The organism is Larkinella ripae (assembly GCF_054780775.1).
This window is the reverse complement of record NZ_BAAGVR010000017.1, coordinates 301,343-321,665: the sequence shown is the minus strand read 5'-3', so window position 1 is coordinate 321,665 and position 20,323 is coordinate 301,343. Positions and strand designations below refer to the sequence as shown.

General features: G+C 54.9%; 16 protein-coding genes. 10 read left to right on the top strand and 6 right to left on the bottom strand.

Annotated features, from left to right (window positions below; genetic code table 11):
* Positions 1–20: 20 nt before the first annotated feature.
* The 4 genes from ACYVHX_RS10605 to serS all read left to right on the top strand — a co-directional run bounded on the left by ACYVHX_RS10605 (position 21) and on the right by serS (position 4,225).
* Positions 21–722: a tetratricopeptide repeat protein gene (locus tag ACYVHX_RS10605; protein ID WP_460671600.1), complete on the top strand. Its 702-nt coding sequence runs from the start codon at positions 21–23 to the stop codon at positions 720–722.
* A gap of 196 nt (positions 723–918) precedes the next feature.
* On the top strand, positions 919–1,428 hold the full coding sequence (gene ribH / locus ACYVHX_RS10600) for a 6,7-dimethyl-8-ribityllumazine synthase (protein ID WP_460671599.1): 510 nt from the start codon (positions 919–921) through the stop codon (positions 1,426–1,428).
* 107 nt (positions 1,429–1,535) lie between these two features.
* Positions 1,536–2,870 carry an aspartate kinase gene (locus ACYVHX_RS10595; protein WP_460671598.1) on the top strand — a complete coding sequence of 445 codons (1,335 nt, stop codon included), beginning with the start codon at positions 1,536–1,538 and terminating at the stop codon, positions 2,868–2,870.
* Positions 2,871–2,956: 86 nt separating this feature from the next.
* Positions 2,957–4,225, top strand: a complete 1,269-nt coding sequence (gene serS / locus ACYVHX_RS10590) for a serine--tRNA ligase (RefSeq protein WP_460671597.1) — start codon at positions 2,957–2,959, stop codon at positions 4,223–4,225.
* 66 nt (positions 4,226–4,291) lie between these two features.
* Here the strand turns inward: serS and surE are convergent, their stop codons facing one another.
* Positions 4,292–5,032, bottom strand: coding sequence for a 5'/3'-nucleotidase SurE (gene surE, locus ACYVHX_RS10585; RefSeq protein WP_460671596.1), 741 nt, complete (start codon positions 5,030–5,032; stop codon positions 4,292–4,294).
* Positions 5,033–5,106: 74 nt separating this feature from the next.
* Between surE and ACYVHX_RS10580 the strand changes: the two genes are divergently transcribed.
* Positions 5,107–6,009, top strand: coding sequence for a diacylglycerol/lipid kinase family protein (locus tag ACYVHX_RS10580; RefSeq protein WP_460671595.1), 903 nt, complete (start codon positions 5,107–5,109; stop codon positions 6,007–6,009).
* A 24-nt stretch (positions 6,010–6,033) separates the two neighbouring features.
* Here ACYVHX_RS10580 and ACYVHX_RS10575 read toward each other — a convergent pair whose 3' ends face one another.
* The 3 genes from ACYVHX_RS10575 to ACYVHX_RS10565 all read right to left on the bottom strand — a co-directional run bounded on the left by ACYVHX_RS10575 (position 6,034) and on the right by ACYVHX_RS10565 (position 9,078).
* On the bottom strand, positions 6,034–7,476 hold the full coding sequence (locus ACYVHX_RS10575) for a TonB family protein (protein ID WP_460671594.1): 1,443 nt from the start codon (positions 7,474–7,476) through the stop codon (positions 6,034–6,036).
* 211 nt (positions 7,477–7,687) lie between these two features.
* Entirely contained in the window at positions 7,688–8,572 is an 885-nt protein-coding gene (locus ACYVHX_RS10570; RefSeq protein ID WP_460671593.1) for an NmrA family NAD(P)-binding protein, read from the bottom strand.
* A 65-nt stretch (positions 8,573–8,637) separates the two neighbouring features.
* Positions 8,638–9,078, bottom strand: a complete 441-nt coding sequence (locus tag ACYVHX_RS10565) for an SRPBCC domain-containing protein (protein WP_460671592.1) — start codon at positions 9,076–9,078, stop codon at positions 8,638–8,640.
* A 142-nt stretch (positions 9,079–9,220) separates the two neighbouring features.
* Here ACYVHX_RS10565 and ACYVHX_RS10560 point away from each other — a divergent pair, with 142 nt between their 5' ends.
* The 3 genes from ACYVHX_RS10560 (at position 9,221) to ACYVHX_RS10550 (ending at position 15,947) form a co-directional block, all read left to right on the top strand.
* On the top strand, positions 9,221–11,119 hold the full coding sequence (locus ACYVHX_RS10560) for an AAA domain-containing protein (RefSeq protein WP_460671591.1): 1,899 nt from the start codon (positions 9,221–9,223) through the stop codon (positions 11,117–11,119).
* Between the two features lie 95 nt (positions 11,120–11,214).
* The gene (locus ACYVHX_RS10555) at positions 11,215–12,456 is read left to right on the top strand and encodes a GDSL-type esterase/lipase family protein (RefSeq protein WP_460671590.1); all 1,242 of its coding nucleotides are present in this window, start codon (positions 11,215–11,217) and stop codon (positions 12,454–12,456) included.
* A gap of 2 nt (positions 12,457–12,458) precedes the next feature.
* Positions 12,459–15,947, top strand: coding sequence for a PVC-type heme-binding CxxCH protein (locus tag ACYVHX_RS10550; protein ID WP_460671642.1), 3,489 nt, complete (start codon positions 12,459–12,461; stop codon positions 15,945–15,947).
* Positions 15,948–16,011: 64 nt separating this feature from the next.
* Here the strand turns inward: ACYVHX_RS10550 and ACYVHX_RS10545 are convergent, their stop codons facing one another.
* Positions 16,012–16,437 carry a hypothetical protein gene (locus ACYVHX_RS10545; protein WP_460671589.1) on the bottom strand — a complete coding sequence of 142 codons (426 nt, stop codon included), beginning with the start codon at positions 16,435–16,437 and terminating at the stop codon, positions 16,012–16,014.
* A 269-nt stretch (positions 16,438–16,706) separates the two neighbouring features.
* Between ACYVHX_RS10545 and ACYVHX_RS10540 the strand changes: the two genes are divergently transcribed.
* A complete protein-coding gene (locus ACYVHX_RS10540) occupies positions 16,707–18,155 on the top strand; it encodes a S41 family peptidase (RefSeq protein WP_460671588.1) in 1,449 nt (482 codons plus the stop codon).
* A 146-nt stretch (positions 18,156–18,301) separates the two neighbouring features.
* On the opposite strand, the gene ACYVHX_RS10535 is transcribed toward ACYVHX_RS10540, so the two are convergent.
* Positions 18,302–18,691 (bottom strand): gamma-glutamylcyclotransferase family protein, encoded by a 390-nt coding sequence (locus ACYVHX_RS10535; protein ID WP_460671587.1) that lies wholly within the window; start codon positions 18,689–18,691, stop codon positions 18,302–18,304.
* A gap of 88 nt (positions 18,692–18,779) precedes the next feature.
* Between ACYVHX_RS10535 and ACYVHX_RS10530 the strand changes: the two genes are divergently transcribed.
* Positions 18,780–20,249, top strand: a complete 1,470-nt coding sequence (locus ACYVHX_RS10530) for a TonB-dependent receptor (protein ID WP_460671586.1) — start codon at positions 18,780–18,782, stop codon at positions 20,247–20,249.
* The last annotated feature ends 74 nt before the right edge of the window (positions 20,250–20,323 follow it).

Below are 20,323 nucleotides of genomic sequence, written 5' to 3'. Positions count from 1 at the left end.
GAAATTTTGGCTATTCATAAATGAGTAAGACACAATCAAGCTCCAAACTGGAGTTTCTGGAAGATCCCACTGCCTTAGCGGGGTCGTTGGGGAAAGCGGAGTTGTTTTTTGAGAAGAACCAGAAGCTGGTGCTGGGTCTGCTGGGCGTGGTTGTGCTGGCCATTGCGGGTTTTATCGGTTACCGGTATTGGATCGACAGTCAGGATCAGGAAGCCCAAACGGCGATGTTTCCGTCGGTTTATGAATGGGAGGCCGATTCGCTGAAAAGAGCCCTGAACGGCAACGGTGCCAACGAAGGTCTGGCAACGATCTCCGAAGAATACAGTGCCGCACCGGCCGGAAACCTCGCCGGTTTTTACGCGGGTGTTGCCCTCCTGAAACAGGGTAAATACGATGATGCCATCGAAAAACTGAAGGGTTTCAGCTCATCCGATCTGTTGGTGCAAGCGCGCGCGTACGCTTTGATTGGTGATGCCAACATGGAAAAGAAAGCCTACAGCGACGCCATTGATTACTACAAAAAAGCGGCTGATTACAAGCCCAACCAATATTTTACGCCCGGTTACCTGCTCAAGCTGGCACTTGCCTACGAGCAGAACAAGCAAAACCAGGAAGCTATTGACACGTACAACCAGATTATTGACAAATACCCGACTTCTGCCGAGTCGGCCAACGCCAAGAAATACAAATCCGTACTGGAAAGCACGGTTGGCGAGTCATAAGCAGCGTTGAAACAAACCATTGCGAAAGGACAAAACCAACCGGGGTTTTGTCCTTTTTTTTGACCACTGACTTAGCTGATGAATGCGAAGGGCGCTGATTTGACCAATTCATAAGATCACCAACTGCCTTTCAGTCTTAAATCAGGGTCAATTTTCAATCAGCTCAATCGAATTAATCCGTTAAATCCTGATTCAGATGGCCACCGAATTAAAGAATTTAAGCGTTTTTTCAACGGATAACCTCCCCGACATCAGCGAACGCCGGTTTGCCATTGTGGTGGCCGAGTGGAATGCCGAAGTAACCGAAGCCCTGTTCGAAGGGGCCTATCAAACCTTGTTGCAATACGGCGCAACCGCTCAAAACATCATCCGGGGCAATGTTCCGGGCAGTTTTGAACTCAGTCTGGGGGCGCAGTGGTTTGCCCAGCGCGACGACATCGACGCCGTCATTGCGCTCGGGTGTGTGATTCAGGGCGAAACCAAACACAACGATTACATCAACCACGCCGTGGCGCAGGGATTGACCCAGGTTGGGATACAAACCGGAAAACCGGTTATTTTTGGCGTCCTGACGCCGAATAACCAGCAACAGGCCATCGACCGCGCGGGCGGCATTCACGGCAACAAAGGCGACGAAGCCGCCATGACCGCCGTAAAAATGCTAGGATTACAGCAACAAGTTTATCGTTATTCACCTAAAATCTAATGTGATTGAGTGATTGAGCGATTGCGTGAATAGCTCCGCCAAATACCGGCTCCCTGTGAAGCCCTTCACGCAATCGCTCAATCACTCAATCACTCATTCTTTAAACCATGCAAGTCTGGAAATTTGGCGGAACGTCCGTTGGCAAACCCGAACGGATGCATTCGATCCGCAACCTGATTACCGCCGATGATACGCAAAAAATCATCGTCCTGTCGGCTTTGTCCGGTACCACCAACGCCCTGCTGTCGATGGCCGAATCGGCCAAAGCGGATTTGTCGGCGGAAGCAACCGAGAAAATCGAACACCTGAAAGCCCATTACGATTCGTTCGTACGGGAGTTGTATAAAACTTCGGACGGCCTGGCCCAGGGGCAAAAGATCGTGGAAAACGAGATTTCGTCCATCCGGTCGCTGACGGACATCCGGCCGTTTACGGTGAAACAGGAGAAAGAGCTGGTGGCCAAAGGCGAGTTGCTCAGCACGCAGATGTTTCAGGCTTACCTGGAAGAAGCAGGCCAGGATTCGGCCCTCTTACCGGCGCTGGATTTTATGCAGATCGACGACGACGGGGAACCCGAACTGGAGGTGATCGAGCAGAAACTGCGGGCCTTATTAGATGGTCAGGGCAGCAAACAACTCATTGTTACGCAGGGCTTTATCTGCCGCAATCGCCAGAGTGAAGTTGACAACCTGAAACGGGGTGGTTCTGACTACACGGCCTCGCTGATTGGTGGGGTCATCCGGGCGGAGGAAATTCAGATCTGGACCGACATCGACGGCATGCACAACAATGACCCGCGCATTGTGAAGAAAACCTTCCCGATTCGGGAGCTGACCTTTGAAGAAGCGGCTGAGCTGGCCTATTTTGGGGCAAAAATCCTGCACCCATCAACCATCACGCCCGCCCAAAAATACGGCGTTCCGGTTCGGTTGAAAAACACGATGGACCCGGCGGCTTACGGAACCGTCATTGCCGATAAGACCTCCGACCAGGTGTTTAAAGCCGTCGCGGCAAAAGACGGCATCACGGCGCTCTACATTCACTCGCTGCGGATGCTGAATGCCTACGGTTTTCTGCGCCGGATTTTTGAGGTATTTGAAAAATACAAAACACCGGTTGACCTGATTGCTACCTCCGAAGTATCGGTTTCGGTGACGATTGACAATACCGAGAACCTGGAGAAAATCAAGGAAGAGCTGGCGGAATACTGCACGCTGGAAGAACCGGATTACGAGCAGACCATCATCTGTATTGTGGGTAATTTTAATGCCGATCATGCGGGTGTGGCCCTGCAGGTTCTAAAAGCGCTGGAAGGCATTCCGATCCGGATGATTTCGTACGGTGGCACGGAGCACAACATCTCGCTGCTGATGCACGGACGCTACAAAGCCGAAGCGCTGAACGCCCTGAACGAAGGCTTATTTAATTTGAAAGAAGCTTGAAACGTAGCGAGCGGTTTTTGAAACCATCCCGAATTACGTCTTACGAAAGTTAAGAACGGCTCTCCGATAGCTATTACCCGAATAACATGCTGCAACTTCCTTTTATCCGCGATAACAAAGAAACAACGCTGGCGGGGCTGAAAAAGAAACGCTTTGCCAACGCCGAAACCGCCGTTGAACAGGTTCTGGCCCTGGATCAGCAACGACGTGACGCGCAGAAAGAACTGGACGACGTGCTGGCCCGCTCCAACGCCAAAGCCAAAGAAATCGGTGCGTTCATGAAGGCCGGTCAGAAGGCCGAAGCGGAAGCCGCCAAATCCGAAACCGCCGACCTGAAAACGCGCTCGAAAGAACTGGAAGAAAGCCTGAAAACCGCCGAACAGCAGCTGCAGGAGGTGTTGGTAACGCTGCCCAACCTGCCCCACAGCAGCGTACCGGAAGGCCGCAGTGCGGAGGATAACGAGGTGGTGCTGGAGCATGGCGAAAAACCGGCGTTGCCCGAAACCGCCCTGCCCCACTGGGAACTGATCAAAAAATACGGAATCATCGACTTTGAGCTGGGCAACAAAATCAGCGGAGCCGGTTTTCCGGTCTATCGGGGCAAAGGCGCCCGGATTCAGCGCGCCATGATCAACTTTTTTCTGGATGAAGCGCTCAAAGCCGGTTATTTTGAAATTCAGCCGCCCATTCTGATCAACGAAGATTCCGGTTTCGGAACGGGGCAATTGCCCGATAAAGAGGGCCAGATGTACTACGCCGAAGCCGACAAACTGTACCTGATTCCGACGGCGGAAGTGCCGATTACCAACCTGTACCGCGATGTGATTGTTGCGGACGATCAGCTGCCGATTAAAAACGTCGGACATACGCCCTGTTTCCGGCGCGAAGCGGGTTCGTGGGGCGCCCACGTCCGGGGCCTGAACCGCCTGCACCAGTTCGATAAAGTGGAAATTGTGCAGATCCGAAAACCGGACGAATCGTATCAGGCGCTGGAAGACATGAGCCAGTATGTGCAGTCGCTGCTCCAGAAACTGGAATTGCCCTACCGCGTGCTGCGGCTTTGCGGGGGCGATATGGGTTTTGCGTCGGCGCTGACCTACGACATGGAAGTCTGGTCGGCGGCCCAGCAACGCTGGCTGGAGGTGAGCTCGGTTTCCAACTTTGAAACCTTCCAGGCCAACCGGCTGAAACTCCGTCACCGGGTGGAGGGTAAAACCCAGCTTTTGCACACGCTGAACGGTTCGGCCCTGGCCCTGCCGCGCATTCTGGCCGCCATTCTGGAAAACAACCAGACGCCGGACGGCATCCGGATTCCACCGGTTTTGGTCCCCTATTGCGGTTTTGAAACGATCTGAACCAAACTAAAAAAACCGCCCCTGATAAGTCAGGGGCGGTTTTTTTAGTTAAATGCTATATACCGATCAAACCGTAATCGGCTGTTGTTCAATGGCTTTCTGCAACGCCTGTTCGTCCGTTAAATCAAGGCGTAAAGGCGTAATCGAGACAAACCCGTTATCGACGGCCCAGCGGTCGGTGCCTTCCTCCGCCGGTTCCAGGGGCGTTACCGTAAACCAGTAGTGTTTGCGGCCCAGCGGGTCCATGCCCGGCACCACCGTTCCGTCGTACAGGCGAACCGACTGCCGCGTCCACCGGATGTCGGTCGGATTGGGCGGGAAATTCACGTTGTAAAGCGACAATTCCGTATCTTTCAGTAACAACTCCAGCGTTTTTTCCACGTAGGGTTCCAGCAGGTCAAAATCCGGTTCGGTTTTGCCAACCGGCGTACTCAGCGCGATTCCTTTGATGCCCAACAAAACCGCCTGTTTGGCGGCTGCCAGCGTTCCCGAATGCCACATGGAATTGCCCAGGTTCGGACCCATGTTGATTCCCGATAAAACCACATCCGTCTGGCCGCCGATGTGGCTTCCCAGGGCCACGCAGTCGGCGGGCGTTCCGTTGACGCGGTAGGCCTCGATGCCTTCAAACTTGATTGGAGACGGCTTGTAAGACAATGGCCGTGAGTGCGTTACGGCATGGCCCATGGAAGACTGCTCAACATCAGGCGCCACCACGCGGACTTCGCCAAACCGGGAAGCTATTCGGGCCAGGGCGGCAATGCCCGGGCTGTAAATACCGTCATCGTTGGTGATTAAGATTCTCATGGTATGATCATTTTGTCTATTTATTCCAACAGAAAAACGCCGGTGATGTTTTATATATCGTTACAACGGACTTTATGAAAATCGCTCAACTCTTACATAACCCCGGCGCGGGTGACGAGGAACATTCCAAAAAGGAACTCATGGCCCTCATCGAATCGGAGGGATTTGTCTGCCGGTACGCTTCCACGAAAAAAGACGACTGGAAAAACCTGAAAACCGACGTCGATTTTCTGGTGGTGGCGGGGGGCGACGGCACGGTTCGGAAGGTGGCCAAGCGGCTTCTGAACCGGAAGCTGATCGAAAAACCGTATCCGGTGGCGCTGCTGCCCAACGGAACCGCCAACAACATTGCCGGCACGCTCAACATTCCGATCGACGACCCCAGGCCCGTCGTGCAAAGCTGGCACAAGGATCAGCGAAAAACGTTCGACATCGGGCTGGTGGAAGGCCTGCCCAAACGGCATTTTTTCCTGGAAGGAATTGGCTACGGCGTGTTTCCCCGCCTGATCAAAGAAATGGAAGATCACCAGGAACGCTCGACCGATTCGCCGGAAGAAAAACTGAACGTGGCGCTGGAGGTGCTGGCCGAAATCGTCCAGTCCTACGAAGCCCGGCCCTGCCAGATTGAAGTGGACGGCGTCGATTATTCCGGCAACTACCTGCTGGTGGAAGTGATGAACATCCGCTCGATTGGGCCCAAACTGGTGCTGGCCCCGGCCGCCGATCCCGGCGATGGTCAGTTTGAAATCGTGCTGGTTTCCGAAAACCAGCGGGTTGGCCTGCTGACGTACGTGCAAAACCGGCTCAACGGCGTCGAAGGCGATTATTGGGGAACCGCCCTCAAAGGCAAAACCATCCGGATGAAGTGGGACGGTCTGGAAATGCACTTGGACGACCAGTTCATTAAATCCAAGAAATCCCGGGACCTCCGGATCATGCTGCACGAAGGCGCGCTGAGCTTTCTGGGTGCGCACTAGCGGCCCCGTGACGGGCCCCGGGCGCTATTGCAGGTGAAAATTGATCGGCAAATTATACTTGACGCGGACATTACGGCCCCGAATGGCGCCCGGTTTCCATTTTCCGCTGGAGGCTTTGACAACCCGCAGGGCTTCCTTGTCAACCGTCGGGTGGACACTTCGGATGACCTCGTAATCGCAGAGGGAACCATCTTCACTGACCACAAAGCTGACAAACACTTTGCCTTCAACGTTGGCCTTGGCCACTTCGGCCGGGTACCGAAGATTGGCTGACAGAAAACTGCCCAGCCCTTTCAGACCGCCTTTGAACTCGGCCTGCTGCTCCGGATTTATGTACGCTACCGAATCCTGTCCGTAATAGGCCACGCCCGACACGCATTTGCCGTTCTGGTACGACTCCCGGTACGCCGGTTTTCCGTCCGGATACTGTCCTTTCCAGCTGCCTTCCTTGCGTCGTTCCTTCACCAGGCCGGTTTCGGTGATCCATTTATGATCCTGTCTGGAAACAAACCGAGCCATTCCGTTGCCGTTTTGAATGAGCGGCTTTCCGGTCGAATCCCACTGGCTGAACAACTCAGAGTCTTCGCCTTCCATGGGCACCATTTTTCTCATCAGCACCTGCTGCAATTGCCCGTTCGGAAACCACGACCATTCCTGAATCTTGCCGTCCTGCAGGGTTTCCTCGATCCGCTTCACCAAACCGTTGCGGTAGTAATAAACCGATTCACCCACTTTCCTGCCATCGCTGTATTGCTCCCGCGAAAGAACGGTTCCGTTCGGATAAAGCGAATAAATAATGCCTTCCGGTTGCAGGAAAACATCTTTGATCAGCAAGCGGGTCGCCTGAATTGAATCCGGCAAAGCCGGGTCATCGTCATTCGAGTGGGCATACGGTTTTTTCTCGAAATAGTACTGAATCGTTTTACGCCACTTCTCCCCGGCCAGTTCATACACCGTCGGATCGCCGTTGGGCAGCCCCATCGTATCAACCGGCGTAACCAGTTTAAAAAGCGCCTGGGTTTCATCAGCGATGGGGGCTCCTTCTTTGGAATAAAAGGCCGTGAACGCCCCCGGCTCACTTTTGATGGCCCCCGGAGCAAACCGGACCGTGTACGTCAACTGCTGCCGCACCGGCATCCCGCCTTTCAGCGCCGGTTTCCAGGCATTGAAATGGCTCAGCACCCGAACGGCCTCACGGTCACAATCCGGATGGAGCTTGCGAAGAACCTGCACGTCCGAAATCGTGCCGTTGGGCTCCACAACCGCCGACAGAATCACCGCGCCTTTGGTACGGCTTATCTGGGCCGCGTACGGCATCCGGCGGTTTACATCGATAAACTTTTCCAGCAATGGCAGTCCGCCCAGGGGCCGCGCGGCCGAATCGACTTCAAACTCTTTGTAAAGCGTCTGAGCGTGAGCCGCGAACGTACTAAACAGAATAACGAATGCGGAGACGTAGCCTTTCATGTCCGAAAACAGGATTTTAGGCGTACAATTTATAAAAGATACGCTAAAAACGAAAGTATTTTCCGGACAAACGATAGCGTCTTTCACCAGATTCAATTCCCGATTCGCCGGAATTGAAAAGGGAATATTACAGCATGATAAATACGGGCTGTAATATTCCTTTTTCAATCAGCACTTTTCATTCACCATTCTAAAGGTGATATGTTTCTCGCTAAGCCGCTGGGTTTGCCGCCGAAACCGCCGTTCTGATGTAATCCAGCAAGGCGGTTTTGCCTTTCACGGCGCCGGCTTGCGTTCGGCCCGCCAGCGTCCGTCCGGAAATAACCGCATCGGTCATTTCAATGAAATTCCGGATACCGTCGTCCGAAAACCCCAGTTGCCGAAACATCGGCTCCCACTGGCTCCGGTCAATCGTCTTGGCTTTAACCGGTTTGCCAAGGGCTTCAGAAAAAGCGTCGGCCACATCCATTGACGTGTACGCAGCGGGGCCTTCCACCTCGATGATGGTGCCGGTTTTCCGCCCGTTGTCGATCATCAGGCGGGCAAGCACGTCGGCCACATCCATCGGTGAGATCATCGGAAGCGAAAACTCCGGCGGAAAAAGTGTCGGCAGCACCCCCGTTTTCTGAACGTCGGGCAAATACATCAGCCAGTTGCTGAAATAATAGGCCGGCCGGACAAAAACCGTGTTCACGGCGGCCCCGTCGAACGCGTGTTCCAGCCAGTACGACATTTCCAGGTTGCCGGTTCCGTGTTCGTGTTGCGCGCCCATCGACGACAGGCCCACCACGGTCCGGATGCCAGCCGCTTCGGCGGCCCGGCGGTAATTTGCCAGCAGGGCTTTCGTTTCGCCGATCACGTCCTGCTCCTGGCCGCTCTCGGGCGTCAGGGCCAGCAGCGTGGTGCCGTCGGCCAGCGCGGCCGTTAAAGCCGGTAAATCATGTACATCGGCCAGGGCGACCGCAGCCCCGGCGTTTCGGAGCTCGTCCGCTTTTTCCAGATCCCGAATTACCCCTCTGACCGGTTGTTGTTCTCTCACCAGATTGGCTACCACGGCCGATCCCACTTGTCCTGACGCTCCTAATACGATATGCATACCTGACGTATTTGTTCCTACCGGTTTGACAACACCTGGTTTTTACGGTACCGGGCAACGCTTATTTATGGCTGTTTTTCAGCCATTTCTTTCAGCTTCTCCAGCGCCTTCGGCCATTTTTCCTGAAAGTAGTTGATGTACTCGTCCACAATATCGATCTCTACCGTTAACTCGGTTTTTCCGTCTACGGTTTTGAGCGTATAATTTTCTTCCGAGCCAACCCACTCGCTGCCCGCTTCGCCCCGAATTTCAACGCCCTTTTTAACTTCCCCCACTATTTTGAACGACAGGTATTCGGGCGGGACACTGGCCGCAATCTGAGACAGAATCCCGTCGTTGTTCGCATCCAGAAACCGCACCTTGCTGCCTTCTTTCCAGTCGGTTTCGACCCGCGAACCTTCGTTGAAAACCGCGGTCCATTCCGGATACGTTACTTCGCCCCAGAGAAGAGCCCAGACGGTTTCGCGGGTTGCCCCGATGACGGTTTTAAATTGCTTTCTTTCCATGATCTGTTGTTTTTTAAACAAAGGTGGGATTATTTTAAAACAAGAGTAAGGGGGAATCGCGACAATTTGCGGGTCAATTCGGCCAGCCTTCGATTCCTGAACATCCCTTTTCAGGTCGGTCGAATAACCGTTACCTTTGGGTATGGATTATTTCAAAGACCTTCTTGACCTGCTGAAAGTTGAACGCGAAGAAGACCGCAACCAATACCGTAAACTCACCGAAGCCACTTCCATTGCCGAACGCCGGGCCAACGGTCTGACCTGGTACCCGATTGCGATCCGGGGCTCGGAACTCAGCCGGGGCGATTACTTGACGGTGGAAGTGGAGCGCACCACCCACCACGACCTGACGCACCAGTTCCGGGGGGGTATGCCCGCCGTGTTTTTCAGCAATCACGATCCCAAAACCGACCGGGTCGAAGGCACCATTTCGCACCAGAGCGGAAACCGCCTGAAAATTACGCTGCAAACCGACGAATTGCCGGACTGGTCGCGGGATGGCAAACTGGGCGTCGAACTGCTTTTTGACGACAAAAGTTACGACGAAATGCAGGAAGCCCTCAAACTGGCCCGAACGCTCAGCGCCGACCCCAAAAACCGCCTGGTGCAGATTCTGACGGGGCAGTCCTCCCCGACGTTTCAGGCCGATTTGCCGCCCCTGCCCATTCCGCAACTGAACGAGAGCCAGCAGCGGGCGGTCGATAAAATCCGGGCGGCCAACGAACTGGCCATCGTCCACGGCCCGCCCGGCACCGGCAAAACCACCACGCTGGTGCAGGCCATCAAGGTCCTGCTGAAAGAAGACAACCGGAAATTGCTGGTAGTAGCGCCCAGTAACACGGCGGTCGATCTGCTGAGTGAAAAGCTCCACGAGCAGGGGGTGAACGTTCTGCGGGTGGGCAATCCGGCCCGCATTTCCGACCGCCTGACGGCCCTCACGCTCGACCACAAAATGGCCGAACACAGCCTGATGAAAGAAGCTAAAAAGCTGAAAAAACAGGCCAGTGAGTTTAAAAACATGGCGCACAAGTACAAACGGAATTTCGGGAAGGCCGAGCGTGAGCAGCGGAAAGCCTTGTTTGACGAGGCCCACCGGATCATGAAAGAGGTGGCCAATACGGAGCAGTACATTGTGGATGATCTGGTAACCCGGGCGCAGGTGATAACGGCTACGCTGGTCGGTTCCAATCAGGCCCTGATCCGCACCCTCAGCTTTCATACCGTGGTCATCGACGAAGCCGGGCAGGCGCTGGAACCGGCCTGCTGGATTCCGATCCTGAAAGCGCAGAAAGTGATTCTGGCGGGCGACCACTGCCAGCTGCCACCCACCATCAAATCCAGCGAAGCCGCCCGCAACGGCCTGAACACCACCTTGCTGGAAAAGTGCGTTTCCCGGCACCCGGAAGCGGTCAGTTTGCTGGAAGAACAATACCGGATGCACGCGCACATCATGGGCTATTCGTCGCAGGTGTTTTACGCCAATCAGGTCAAAGCCCATCCGTCGGTGGTGGCGCATTCGCTGTTTCCGGGCGATAGCGCCCTGTGGTTTGTCGACACGGCGGGCTGCGGTTTTGACGAAAAACTCGACGGCACCAGTTCCACCAATCCGGAAGAAGCCGCGCTGCTGATCCGGCATCTGGCGCAGCAGGTCGCGGAGTTAAGCCCGTTTTATTCGCCCCAAAACTTTCCGAGCATTGCCGTCATCTCGCCGTACAAGCAGCAACTCGCCGTGCTGAACGAACAGTTGCGGCACCACCCCGACTTGCAACCGTATCTGGCCAGCATTACGGTGAACACCATCGACAGTTTTCAGGGGCAGGAACGCGACATTGTTTACATTTCGATGACCCGCAGCAATGCCGGGGGCGACATCGGTTTTTTGTCGGACATCCGCCGGATGAACGTCGCCATGACCCGCGCCCGCAAGAAGCTGATCATCGTCGGCGACAGCGCCACGCTGGCGAGTCTGCCGTTTTATGCGAATTTTGTGACGTATTCCGAACAGCTCAACGCCTACCAAAGCGCCTGGGAGTGGCTTTGAGCGGTCGAATGCCCTGCTTTTTGGCAGTAGGAATAGCCCTCGACGGCCTTTTCCCGTAATAGTCCAAACCCATCGATTCCTTTCCTTACGAATGCATGAGAAAGCTTAAGGCTCCGGCCACGCTTGGTTCCCTGGTTGTCCTCCTTGTTTCGCTGCTCACCGGCCTGGCGGTTGCCCAGCCAAAATCAGAAACCACCAACGCTCCTTTCGCATTAAAAGACGGCGACCGGGTGGTTTTTCTGGGCAACTCGCTGTTTGAGAATGATTTTCAGTACGGGTATCTGGAACTGGCGCTGACCACGCGCTGGCCCGACCAGAATGTGACGTTTCGCAACCTCGGCTGGACCGGCGACAACGTGTTTGGCGATGCGCGGAGCACGTTCACCAACCCACCGACGGCCTATCAGCACCTGATGGACCAACTGACCAAAGCCCAGCCAACGCTGGTTTTTGTGGGTTATGGCGGGGTGGAAGCGCAGGAAGGCGAAGCCGGTTTGCCCCGGTTTCGGGACGGTTTAGGCAAACTGCTCGACAAAATTGACCAACTGGGCGCCAAAGCCATTCTGCTGTCGCCGATCCCGGTCGTAGCGTTTGATTCGTCCCAGAACGTGAGCCAACGCAATGCCATGCTGGAACGGTATGCGGCCGAAATTGCCAGAATCGCGTCGGAGCGGGGCAAGCGGTTTATCGACCTTTTCAAACCGATTCAGGAAATCAGTCAGAAACTGCCCATCCTGGAAAACGGCGTCCACCTGAACGAAACCGGTTATTATTACCTGGCTACTACGCTGGAAAAAGGCCTCGGCCTACCGGCCAACGGCGGGATGGTCACGATCAATGTGGCTAAAAACGGCGCCGAAACCACCGCTCCGGCCAAAATCCTGAAGCCGGATCAGCCCAACGCAACCGTACAATTTACGCTGGATGAAGGCTATCTGCCGCTCCCGCTTCCCGAAAAAAACCGGGAGGCTATTCAGGAGGTCCGTGTTTTGAAAATAAGCGGGTTGAAAAAAGGGTTTTACACCCTGAAGGCCGACAACGAAGCGGTCATCACGGCCTCGGCCAGCGAATGGCAGAAAGGCGTTCCGCTTAAACAGGGGGCGGCCTACCAGCAGGCCGGCCAGATCCGGCAGATGATCCTGAAAAAAAACGACTTGTTTTATTTCCAGTACCGCCCGCTGAACCAGACCTACATCCTGGGTTTCCGCTCTTACGAACAGGGTCGGCACGTGAAGGGCCTGGAAGAACAGTATATCCTTATCAAATGGCTGGAAGGGCAGATCTTCCTGAATCACCAGCCGAAATCACGCATCTATACCCTTTCTCTTTTGAAATGAGCATGAAAGCCCTGAAAACAATACGGTTTCCCCGATTGATCCGCGCCCTGATTCTCCCGTTCGTGCTGCTGATGACTGCTTCCGTGCATCAGGATGACCGGAAAGACCTTCCGAATCCGGATGTGAAACGCGAACTCGAATCCTTCAAGATTGCCGACGGTTTTGAGGTGACGCTGTTTGCCGCCGAACCGCTGGTGGCCAAACCCATCCAGATGAACTGGGACGCCGACGGCCGCCTGTGGGTGGTGAGCAGCACGGCCTATCCGCACCTGAAAACCGGCGAAGAAGCCAACGACAAGGTGTTTGTGCTGGAAGATACCGACGGCGACGGCAAAGCCGACAAATCGACGGTTTTTGCCGAAGGACTCATTACACCCACCGGCATTCTGCCCGGCGATGGGGGCGTTTACGTCGCCAACTCGACGGAAATTCTGCATTTTGCCGACACGGACGGCGACGGCAAAGCCGACAAACGACGCCGGATTCTGAACGGTTTCGGTACGGGCGACACGCACCACCTGATCCATACCTTTCGCTGGGGACCGGAAGGGCGGCTGTATTTCAACCAGTCCATCTACATTTACAGCCACGTGGAAACCCCGCAGGGCATCAAGCGGCTCGAAGGGGGTGGCGTCTGGAAACTGAACACCCGGAATCTGGACATGGACGTTTACGCCCGCGGTCTGATTAATCCCTGGGGCCTTCAGTTCGACCGCTGGGGGCAATCGTTCCTGACCGACGGCGCGGGGGGCGAAGGCATCAATTTCGCCTTCCCCGGGGCCACCTTCGTGACGGCCCCGGGAGCCGCCCGCATTCTGCGCGGACTGAATCCCGGCCAGCCCAAACACAGTGGTCTAAGTGTGATTTCGGGTCGGCATCTGCCCGAATCCTGGCAGGGTAGCGTCATCACGAACGACTTCCGGGCCAACCGGATCAACCGGTTTAAACTGGAAGAACAGGGCAGCGGCTACGCGTCCAAGCAAATGGAAGACCTGCTCTGGACCGACAATGTAGCCTTTCGGCCCGTCGATATATCCGTGGGGCCGGACGGTGCCATTTACGTGGCCGACTGGTATAACCCCATTATTCAGCACGGGGAAGTGGATTTCCACGATCCGCGCCGGGACCAGCAACACGGCCGCATCTGGCGGATTGTCGCCAAAAACCGCCCGCTGGTGAAAAAAGCGCCCTTGAGCAAAGCCTCCGTCAGCGAACTGCTTGATGCCCTGAAACTTCCGGAAGACTGGACCCGCCTGCAGGCCAAACAGGTGCTGAAAGCCCGTGGCGCCAACGAAGTGATTCCGGCGCTCCAGAAATGGGTGCAGAATCTGGACAAGAACAACGCCGGCTACGAACACAATCTCCTCGAAGCCCTCTGGACGTACCAGACGCTCGAAGTGGTGAACGAGCCGCTGCTGCTCAACCTACTGAATGCCCAAAGTCCGCAGGTGCGGGCGGCTGCGTTGCGGGCGCTCGAACTCTGGCACTCAAAAATCGCCAATGTACCGGCCCTGCTGACCAAAGCCGTCGCCGATGCGCACCCGCAGGTTCGGCTGGAAGCCGTCCTTGCACTCCGGAACGTTCAAACGCCCGAAGCGGCCCGGACGGCCCTCGCGGTGCTGGACAAACCGATGGACGAATTTCTGGATTACGCGCTCTGGCAAACCGTTCGGGAGCTGGAACCCCGGTGGACCAGCCGGTTAAAGTCCGATCCTGCTTTCCTCGGCGACGCGAAAAAGACGGTTTTTGCCCTCAAATCAGCGAGTGGCCCGGATGCAGTTTCGCAATTGGCCCAGCTTTACCAGAAAGACCAGATTCCGGAAGAATACCAGAAAGACGTTTTGGGTTCGATCGCCCGCCTGGGTTCGCCGGCGGACCTGTCCATCCTTCTCGACAAAGCGGTTCAGAGCACTTCCGGCGCGACCAAAAGCACCAGTGCTCAGCTAAGCGCGCTGGAAGAAGCCGCCCGCCGGGGTGCGAAACCGGCGCAAAACCTGAACCGCATCACCGGTTTTATGGAAAATGAGGACGATGCCATTGCCACCAGCGCCATTCGGCTCATCGGTTCGTGGCAACTCGAAGACCTGAGCGGCACACTGGTTAATCTGGCCCAGAAAGGCGATAAAAACACGCGGAAAGCGGCTTTGAACGCGCTGGCGGCCCTGAAAACCGACCAGGCCCGTAAGACCATTGCCGACCTGACCAGCACCAGAAATCCGGCCGATTTGCGCGTAGCGGCCGCGGCCCAACTGGCGTCGATCAACGCAACCGAAGCGGCCCGAATCGGTGCCGATCTGCTGCGGACGCTACCGGCACAGACCGATGCCGCCGACTTTTATCAGGCCTTTCTGACCAGCAAAGCCAATGCGCAGGCCCTTGCCGACGAACTGAACGCCCGCAAAATACCGGAAAACCGGGCCAAAGAAGGTCGGCAGATCCTGCAGCGCCGGGTAACGTATTTCCTGCGCAACACGGACGAAATCAAACGGCTGGCGCAGGCACTGGAAGCCTCTGGCGGGGTCTTGCCCGCCGAAAAAATGCCCCAGGAACTCAGCAATCAGGACATCAGCGGCCTGGCGCGGTTGGTGCAGGAAACCGCCGATCCGGTGAAAGGCGAGCTGGTTTTCCGAAAAACCGCCCTGACCTGCCAGACCTGCCACGCCATTGGTGGGGCCGGGGGGCGCATCGGCCCGGATTTGAGCAGCCTCGGTACCAGTTCGCCGGTTGAAACCATCACCCGCTCCATTTTGTATCCGAATCAGTCGATCAAGGAAGGCTACGAATTACAACGGCTGGCCAAAAAAGACGGCAGCGAACTGATGGGCTACATCGTCAGCAACGGCACGTCGGACATTGTGCTGCGCGATATTTCCGGCCAGGAAGTGTCGGTGCCGAAAAGCCAGATCAATACCGTCGAAAAAGTGCCGGGGTCGCTGATGCCCGCGGGACTGACGGCCAGTCTGGATAAACAGGAGTTTATTGACCTGATCGGTTTTCTGTCGAAAATGGGCGAATCCGGGAAATTCCGCGTGCCCAACGCCCGGTTTGTCCGTCGCTGGAATACGGCGTTTGCGACGAAGGAGCTGACCCGGAAAATTCAGGCCGAAGGCGTCGGCTACGTCGCGAAAGACAACGCTAAAATCTCCTGGCAACCGGCCTACAGCAAAGTAGCCGGCGATCTGCCGCTCGATGAGCTTTCCATTGTGGAAGCGAACGCCGGCAAACGCTATACCTTCGCCCGGTTTGAGATTGAGGTCCTCAGCAAAGGAAACGTCAATCTGGCGTTCAGCTCCACCGCCGGGGTGGCGGCCTGGATGGGTCAAAAACCGCTCAAACTCACCAGCCAGGGTGTGGTGGCCGATCTGCCGCCCGGTGTTCATGCCATTACGCTGGCCATCGACCGAAATGTGCAAAAAACCGGATCGCTGAATATTCAGCTTCAGGATGCGGAAACGGCCCCGGCCCAAACGCGGCTCGTGATGGGTCGGTAACCGCAAAAAGAAAAGCCAGCGTTGAAGCTGGCTTTTCTTTTTAATTCAGTCGGGCATTTGACCGTCATTTTGCTTCTTCAAACGTATCAGCCGTAACGCGAATTTTCCGATCCGGCCGTTCGGCTATTTCCATCAGAAACGTTGTTTTTCCGTCTTTTCCTTCGACGGTTATCGTGGCATGATTCTCCTCGCCCGACGGTTCTTTAAACAACGCCTTGATCACCGACTTCCCGGTTTTGTACGGAACCGTCCAGTTGCAGGTGGCCGACTGAACCGTGCCGTTCATGACGCGGTCGGTATTGCCCGGTCTGATCGTTACCGCCGTTTTTCCGATGTCAATGGTGCTTTGCTCATCGACTGTGCGCTGAACCGTGCCGCTGCCGTCCAGGTATTCCGTTTTCGAGGTTTTCAATTTTACCGCTTTATCACATTGCGCGAGACTGACGGTAGCACTGGTAATCAGTACCACCAGCGTTAGGAATATTTTCATGCGCCTTCTTGGTTAGGAGTGAATGATGGCTCAATATCAAGGTTTTAAGGATACTATGCAAAACCCACTACCTTGCATAACCATCAAATTCTACAAGCGGATTAAAAGGTGGATGAGCGGGGGACGGGAATTCAAAAAACCGGGTCTTCTGAACGGGTTTGCGATCCCGCAAAAACGTGTAAATAAGCGCTCAGAAATAGGATTATTAAAATAAAAATGGCACTAACCCGTTAGGATCATTGTTATAGTTATACTTCATAATCAACTTAATGAAACTTCTCTTGTTCAATCTGCGATCATTTGCCTGGGTCGTAGCAATAGGTGCCGGTTTTTGGATGACAGCCTGCACCACTGACCCGGCCGTTACCCCCCAATCGCCCGTTGACGGCACGCCTTCAAAAGCAGACCAGTCGGTTAACAACTGGATTCTGGAAAATATGCGGGAGGCTTATTACTGGAACGATAAGATTCCGGCAAATCCGGACACGACGCTGTCGCCCAGCGCTTTATTTTACTCGCTGCTGTACGACTACACGAACAAAGCCAATACCGAACGTGACCGGTTTTCCTGGATTCAGGAAAGCGCCGACGAGCTGAAATCGTCGCTGAGTGGCGAAGAGAAAACGACCGGTCTGGAAGTCGATTATTTTCTGCGGGCGTCGGGCTCAACGGATGTGATCTTCAAGGTGTTGTATGTGCTGCCCGGTTCTCCGGCCTACAAAGCCGGTCTGAAACGCGGGAACATTATTTCGTCGATCAACGGGCAGAAACTGACGACCAGCAATTACGCTTCCCTCGCCACCGATCCAACGACTTTCAATTACGGTCTGGCGAAAGTGGAAGCCGGTAAAATTGTGGATACCCAGACGGTGAAAACCGTAACCGCCGAAGTTTTCCAGCAAAACCCGGTTTTGCTCGACTCGATTTACATCATGGGCACCAAGCGAATTGGCTATCTGGTTTACAACCAGTTTATTCCCGGCCCCAACGGCAGCAAAACCGCCGTCTACGACCAGAAGCTGGAACAGATTTTCAGCAAATTCAAGGCGCGGGGCGTCAACGAACTGGTGCTCGATCTGCGGTATAATCCGGGCGGTTACGTGTCGTCGTCGGTTAAACTGGCGAGCATGATTGCCAAAGGCGTCGACAACACCAAGACGTACTACCGGATGGAATACAACAAGAACGTGATGGCCGAACTCGAAAGCGAGAATGAGGCCGGGCAGTTGATTACCCGTTTCCAAACCAAAACCCAGAACATCGGTGATAACCTCTCGCGGGTGTTCGTGCTGACGACGGGCGGAACGGCTTCGGCCAGCGAGCTGATTATCAACGGCTTGAAACCGTTTATGCCGGTTATTACGATTGGCGAAACCACGTACGGCAAAAACGTGGGCTCCATTACCATTTCGGACGAAACGGGCCGCATCAAGTGGGGAATGCAACCCATTGTATTCAAGTCCTTCAACGCCCAGAATCAGTCGGATTATTCGACCGGCTTCAAACCGACGATTGCCAAAAGTGAACCGCTGGAAGTCAAAGCGTTGGGCGATCTTGAAGAAACGTATCTGGGTACCGCCATGGCGCAGATTGTGGGTGTCGGAGCCGCCCGGCTTCCGGCCGATTCCGGTCCGCAACTGCCCGCCATCGGTTCCTCGGTGGAACGCCGGGCCGGAGGCAGCAACATGTTTGATGACCTTAAAAAGGTAAACTTTTGATGGTTTTGGATTTAAAACAATGCTGAATGCCAAATGGAAAAGTATTTGGAACGCGCCAGCCTACTTTTTCATTTGGCATTCAGCATTTTGCAGGTATCCATTCTCTGTTTAAAACCGTCGGCGAAGGACGGTTTTTGCTTTTCGGATTAATCAAAAAAACGGCCGGATGCGATGAGCGGCAGTGCGTGGGTCGGCTGATGAAACAGATACGTCCAACAGGCCAGCAGACCATAAGCGGTTTGCACCGGCACCACCCGCCGGACGTACTCACCTCCCTCATACGCATCCAGCGTCTGTAGCAGCCGTTCGGCACCGGATTCCTCGAGCCTGTAAACCTCACCGTGCACCCGGTTTTGGGCCGTAGGGTCAAAAACCGCCCCCGGATACGCGCCAAGATCGTACAATCGACCGGTCAAAAAACCGGGTCCAACCCACCGGCTGTGCTGGCGAAGGTGTTGCGCCATCGGGTGTCGGGAGACGCTTAATAAGGTTCCGTAAACAAAAAGACGGGGCGCAGGCGTTTCAGAAGTAGCCATTCGATACGCAATATTCGGAATGATCTTTGTAAATTTAACTTAATAAGCAGCTCCGGTCACTACGCCGGGCCTGTAGACTCACCAACCTATGTACGATAAAACCATTGGAACCAAACAGAAAGCGCTGCGCATCAACCTCGACCGGCGGATTTACGGCTCCTTTGCCGAAATCGGGGCCGGCCAGGAAACCGCAGCCATGTTTTTTAAAGCTGGGGGGGCGTCGGGCACCATTGCCAAAACCATGTCGGCCTATGATATGACGTTCAGCGACGCGATTTACGGCCACGAAGAAAGTGGTCGCTACGTGGTTGAATCGCGGCTGGTGAAGATGCTCAGCAAAGAATACAGCCTGATGGAGAAGCGACTGGCCGAACAACGTGGTGATACGACCACGTTTTTTGCTTTTGCGAATACCGTTGTGGCGCTTAATTACCAGAAAACCAACGAATCGCACGGCTGGATTGGGCTGCGGTTTCAACTCGAACCCAAAGCGCCGTACAATGATGTCATCATCCACGTCCGGATGCGGGACAACGAGAACGTTTTGCAGCAACAGGCGCTCGGCGTGATCGGCGTCAACCTGATTTACGGCTGTTATTATTACTACAAATCGCCGGAAACGCTGCTGCTCTCGCTGATGGACGATTTGTCGCCGGACCGAATCGAGATTGACATGATCCGGTTCGACGGTCCGGATTTCCCCAGTGTGGATAACCGCCTGATGAGCCTGTATCTGGTCCGGAACGGTTTTACGAATGCGGCTTTGTTTGGCCCCGACGGGAAGGTTTTGCAGCCCTCGGAAGCGCTTTACAAACGCCATATTCTGCTGCTGCGCGGACGTCTGCGGCCCGTCACGAACGTTCACCTCGACATGCTCAGCAATGGACACAAGCAGTTTCTGGAAGAACCGGACATTGACCCGAGCCGGGTGGTGACCATTGCCGAACTAACGCTGCACAACCTGGCCGCCAACGTCGATCACGGCATCGATGAAAAAGATTTTCTGGACCGGGTCGACATTCTGTGTTCACTGGGCCAGACCGTGATGATCTCGAGTTTTCTGGAATATTACCGGCTGGTGGCTTATCTGGCCCGCCTGACCCGCCTGAAAATCGGCCTGATTCTGGGCATTCCGAACCTGGAATACATTTTTGAAGAACAACACTACAAAAATCTGCCCGGCGGCATTCTGGAATCGTTTGCCACGCTCTTTAGCCGGAAAGTGAAACTATTCGTGTATCCAACGCTGCTGTCCGACGGTATTATTTACCGGTGTCAGGATTTTCAGTTGCCGCCTAACCTGCAACCGCTGTACCAATACCTCATCGCAAACGACAAAATCGAAGATATCACCGATTACAACGAAGAAAATCTGCACATTTCGACCGACCGGGTGCTGCAAATGGTGAAGGCCGGAGAAGAAGGCTGGGAAACGATGGTGCCCGAAGGAGTTGCCAAGATCATTAAAGACAATTGCCTGTTTGGCTATCCGTGCGAAGTTGACTTTACCCCCGAGTTGCCACAGCTCCAGACTACCACGGCAGTTCCTCCGCAGTAATCCCCGGCTCCGCAGGCCCGGAGGGGTTGACGATGGATAGCCCCGCACTACGTGCGGGGCTGTTTTGCGGATCA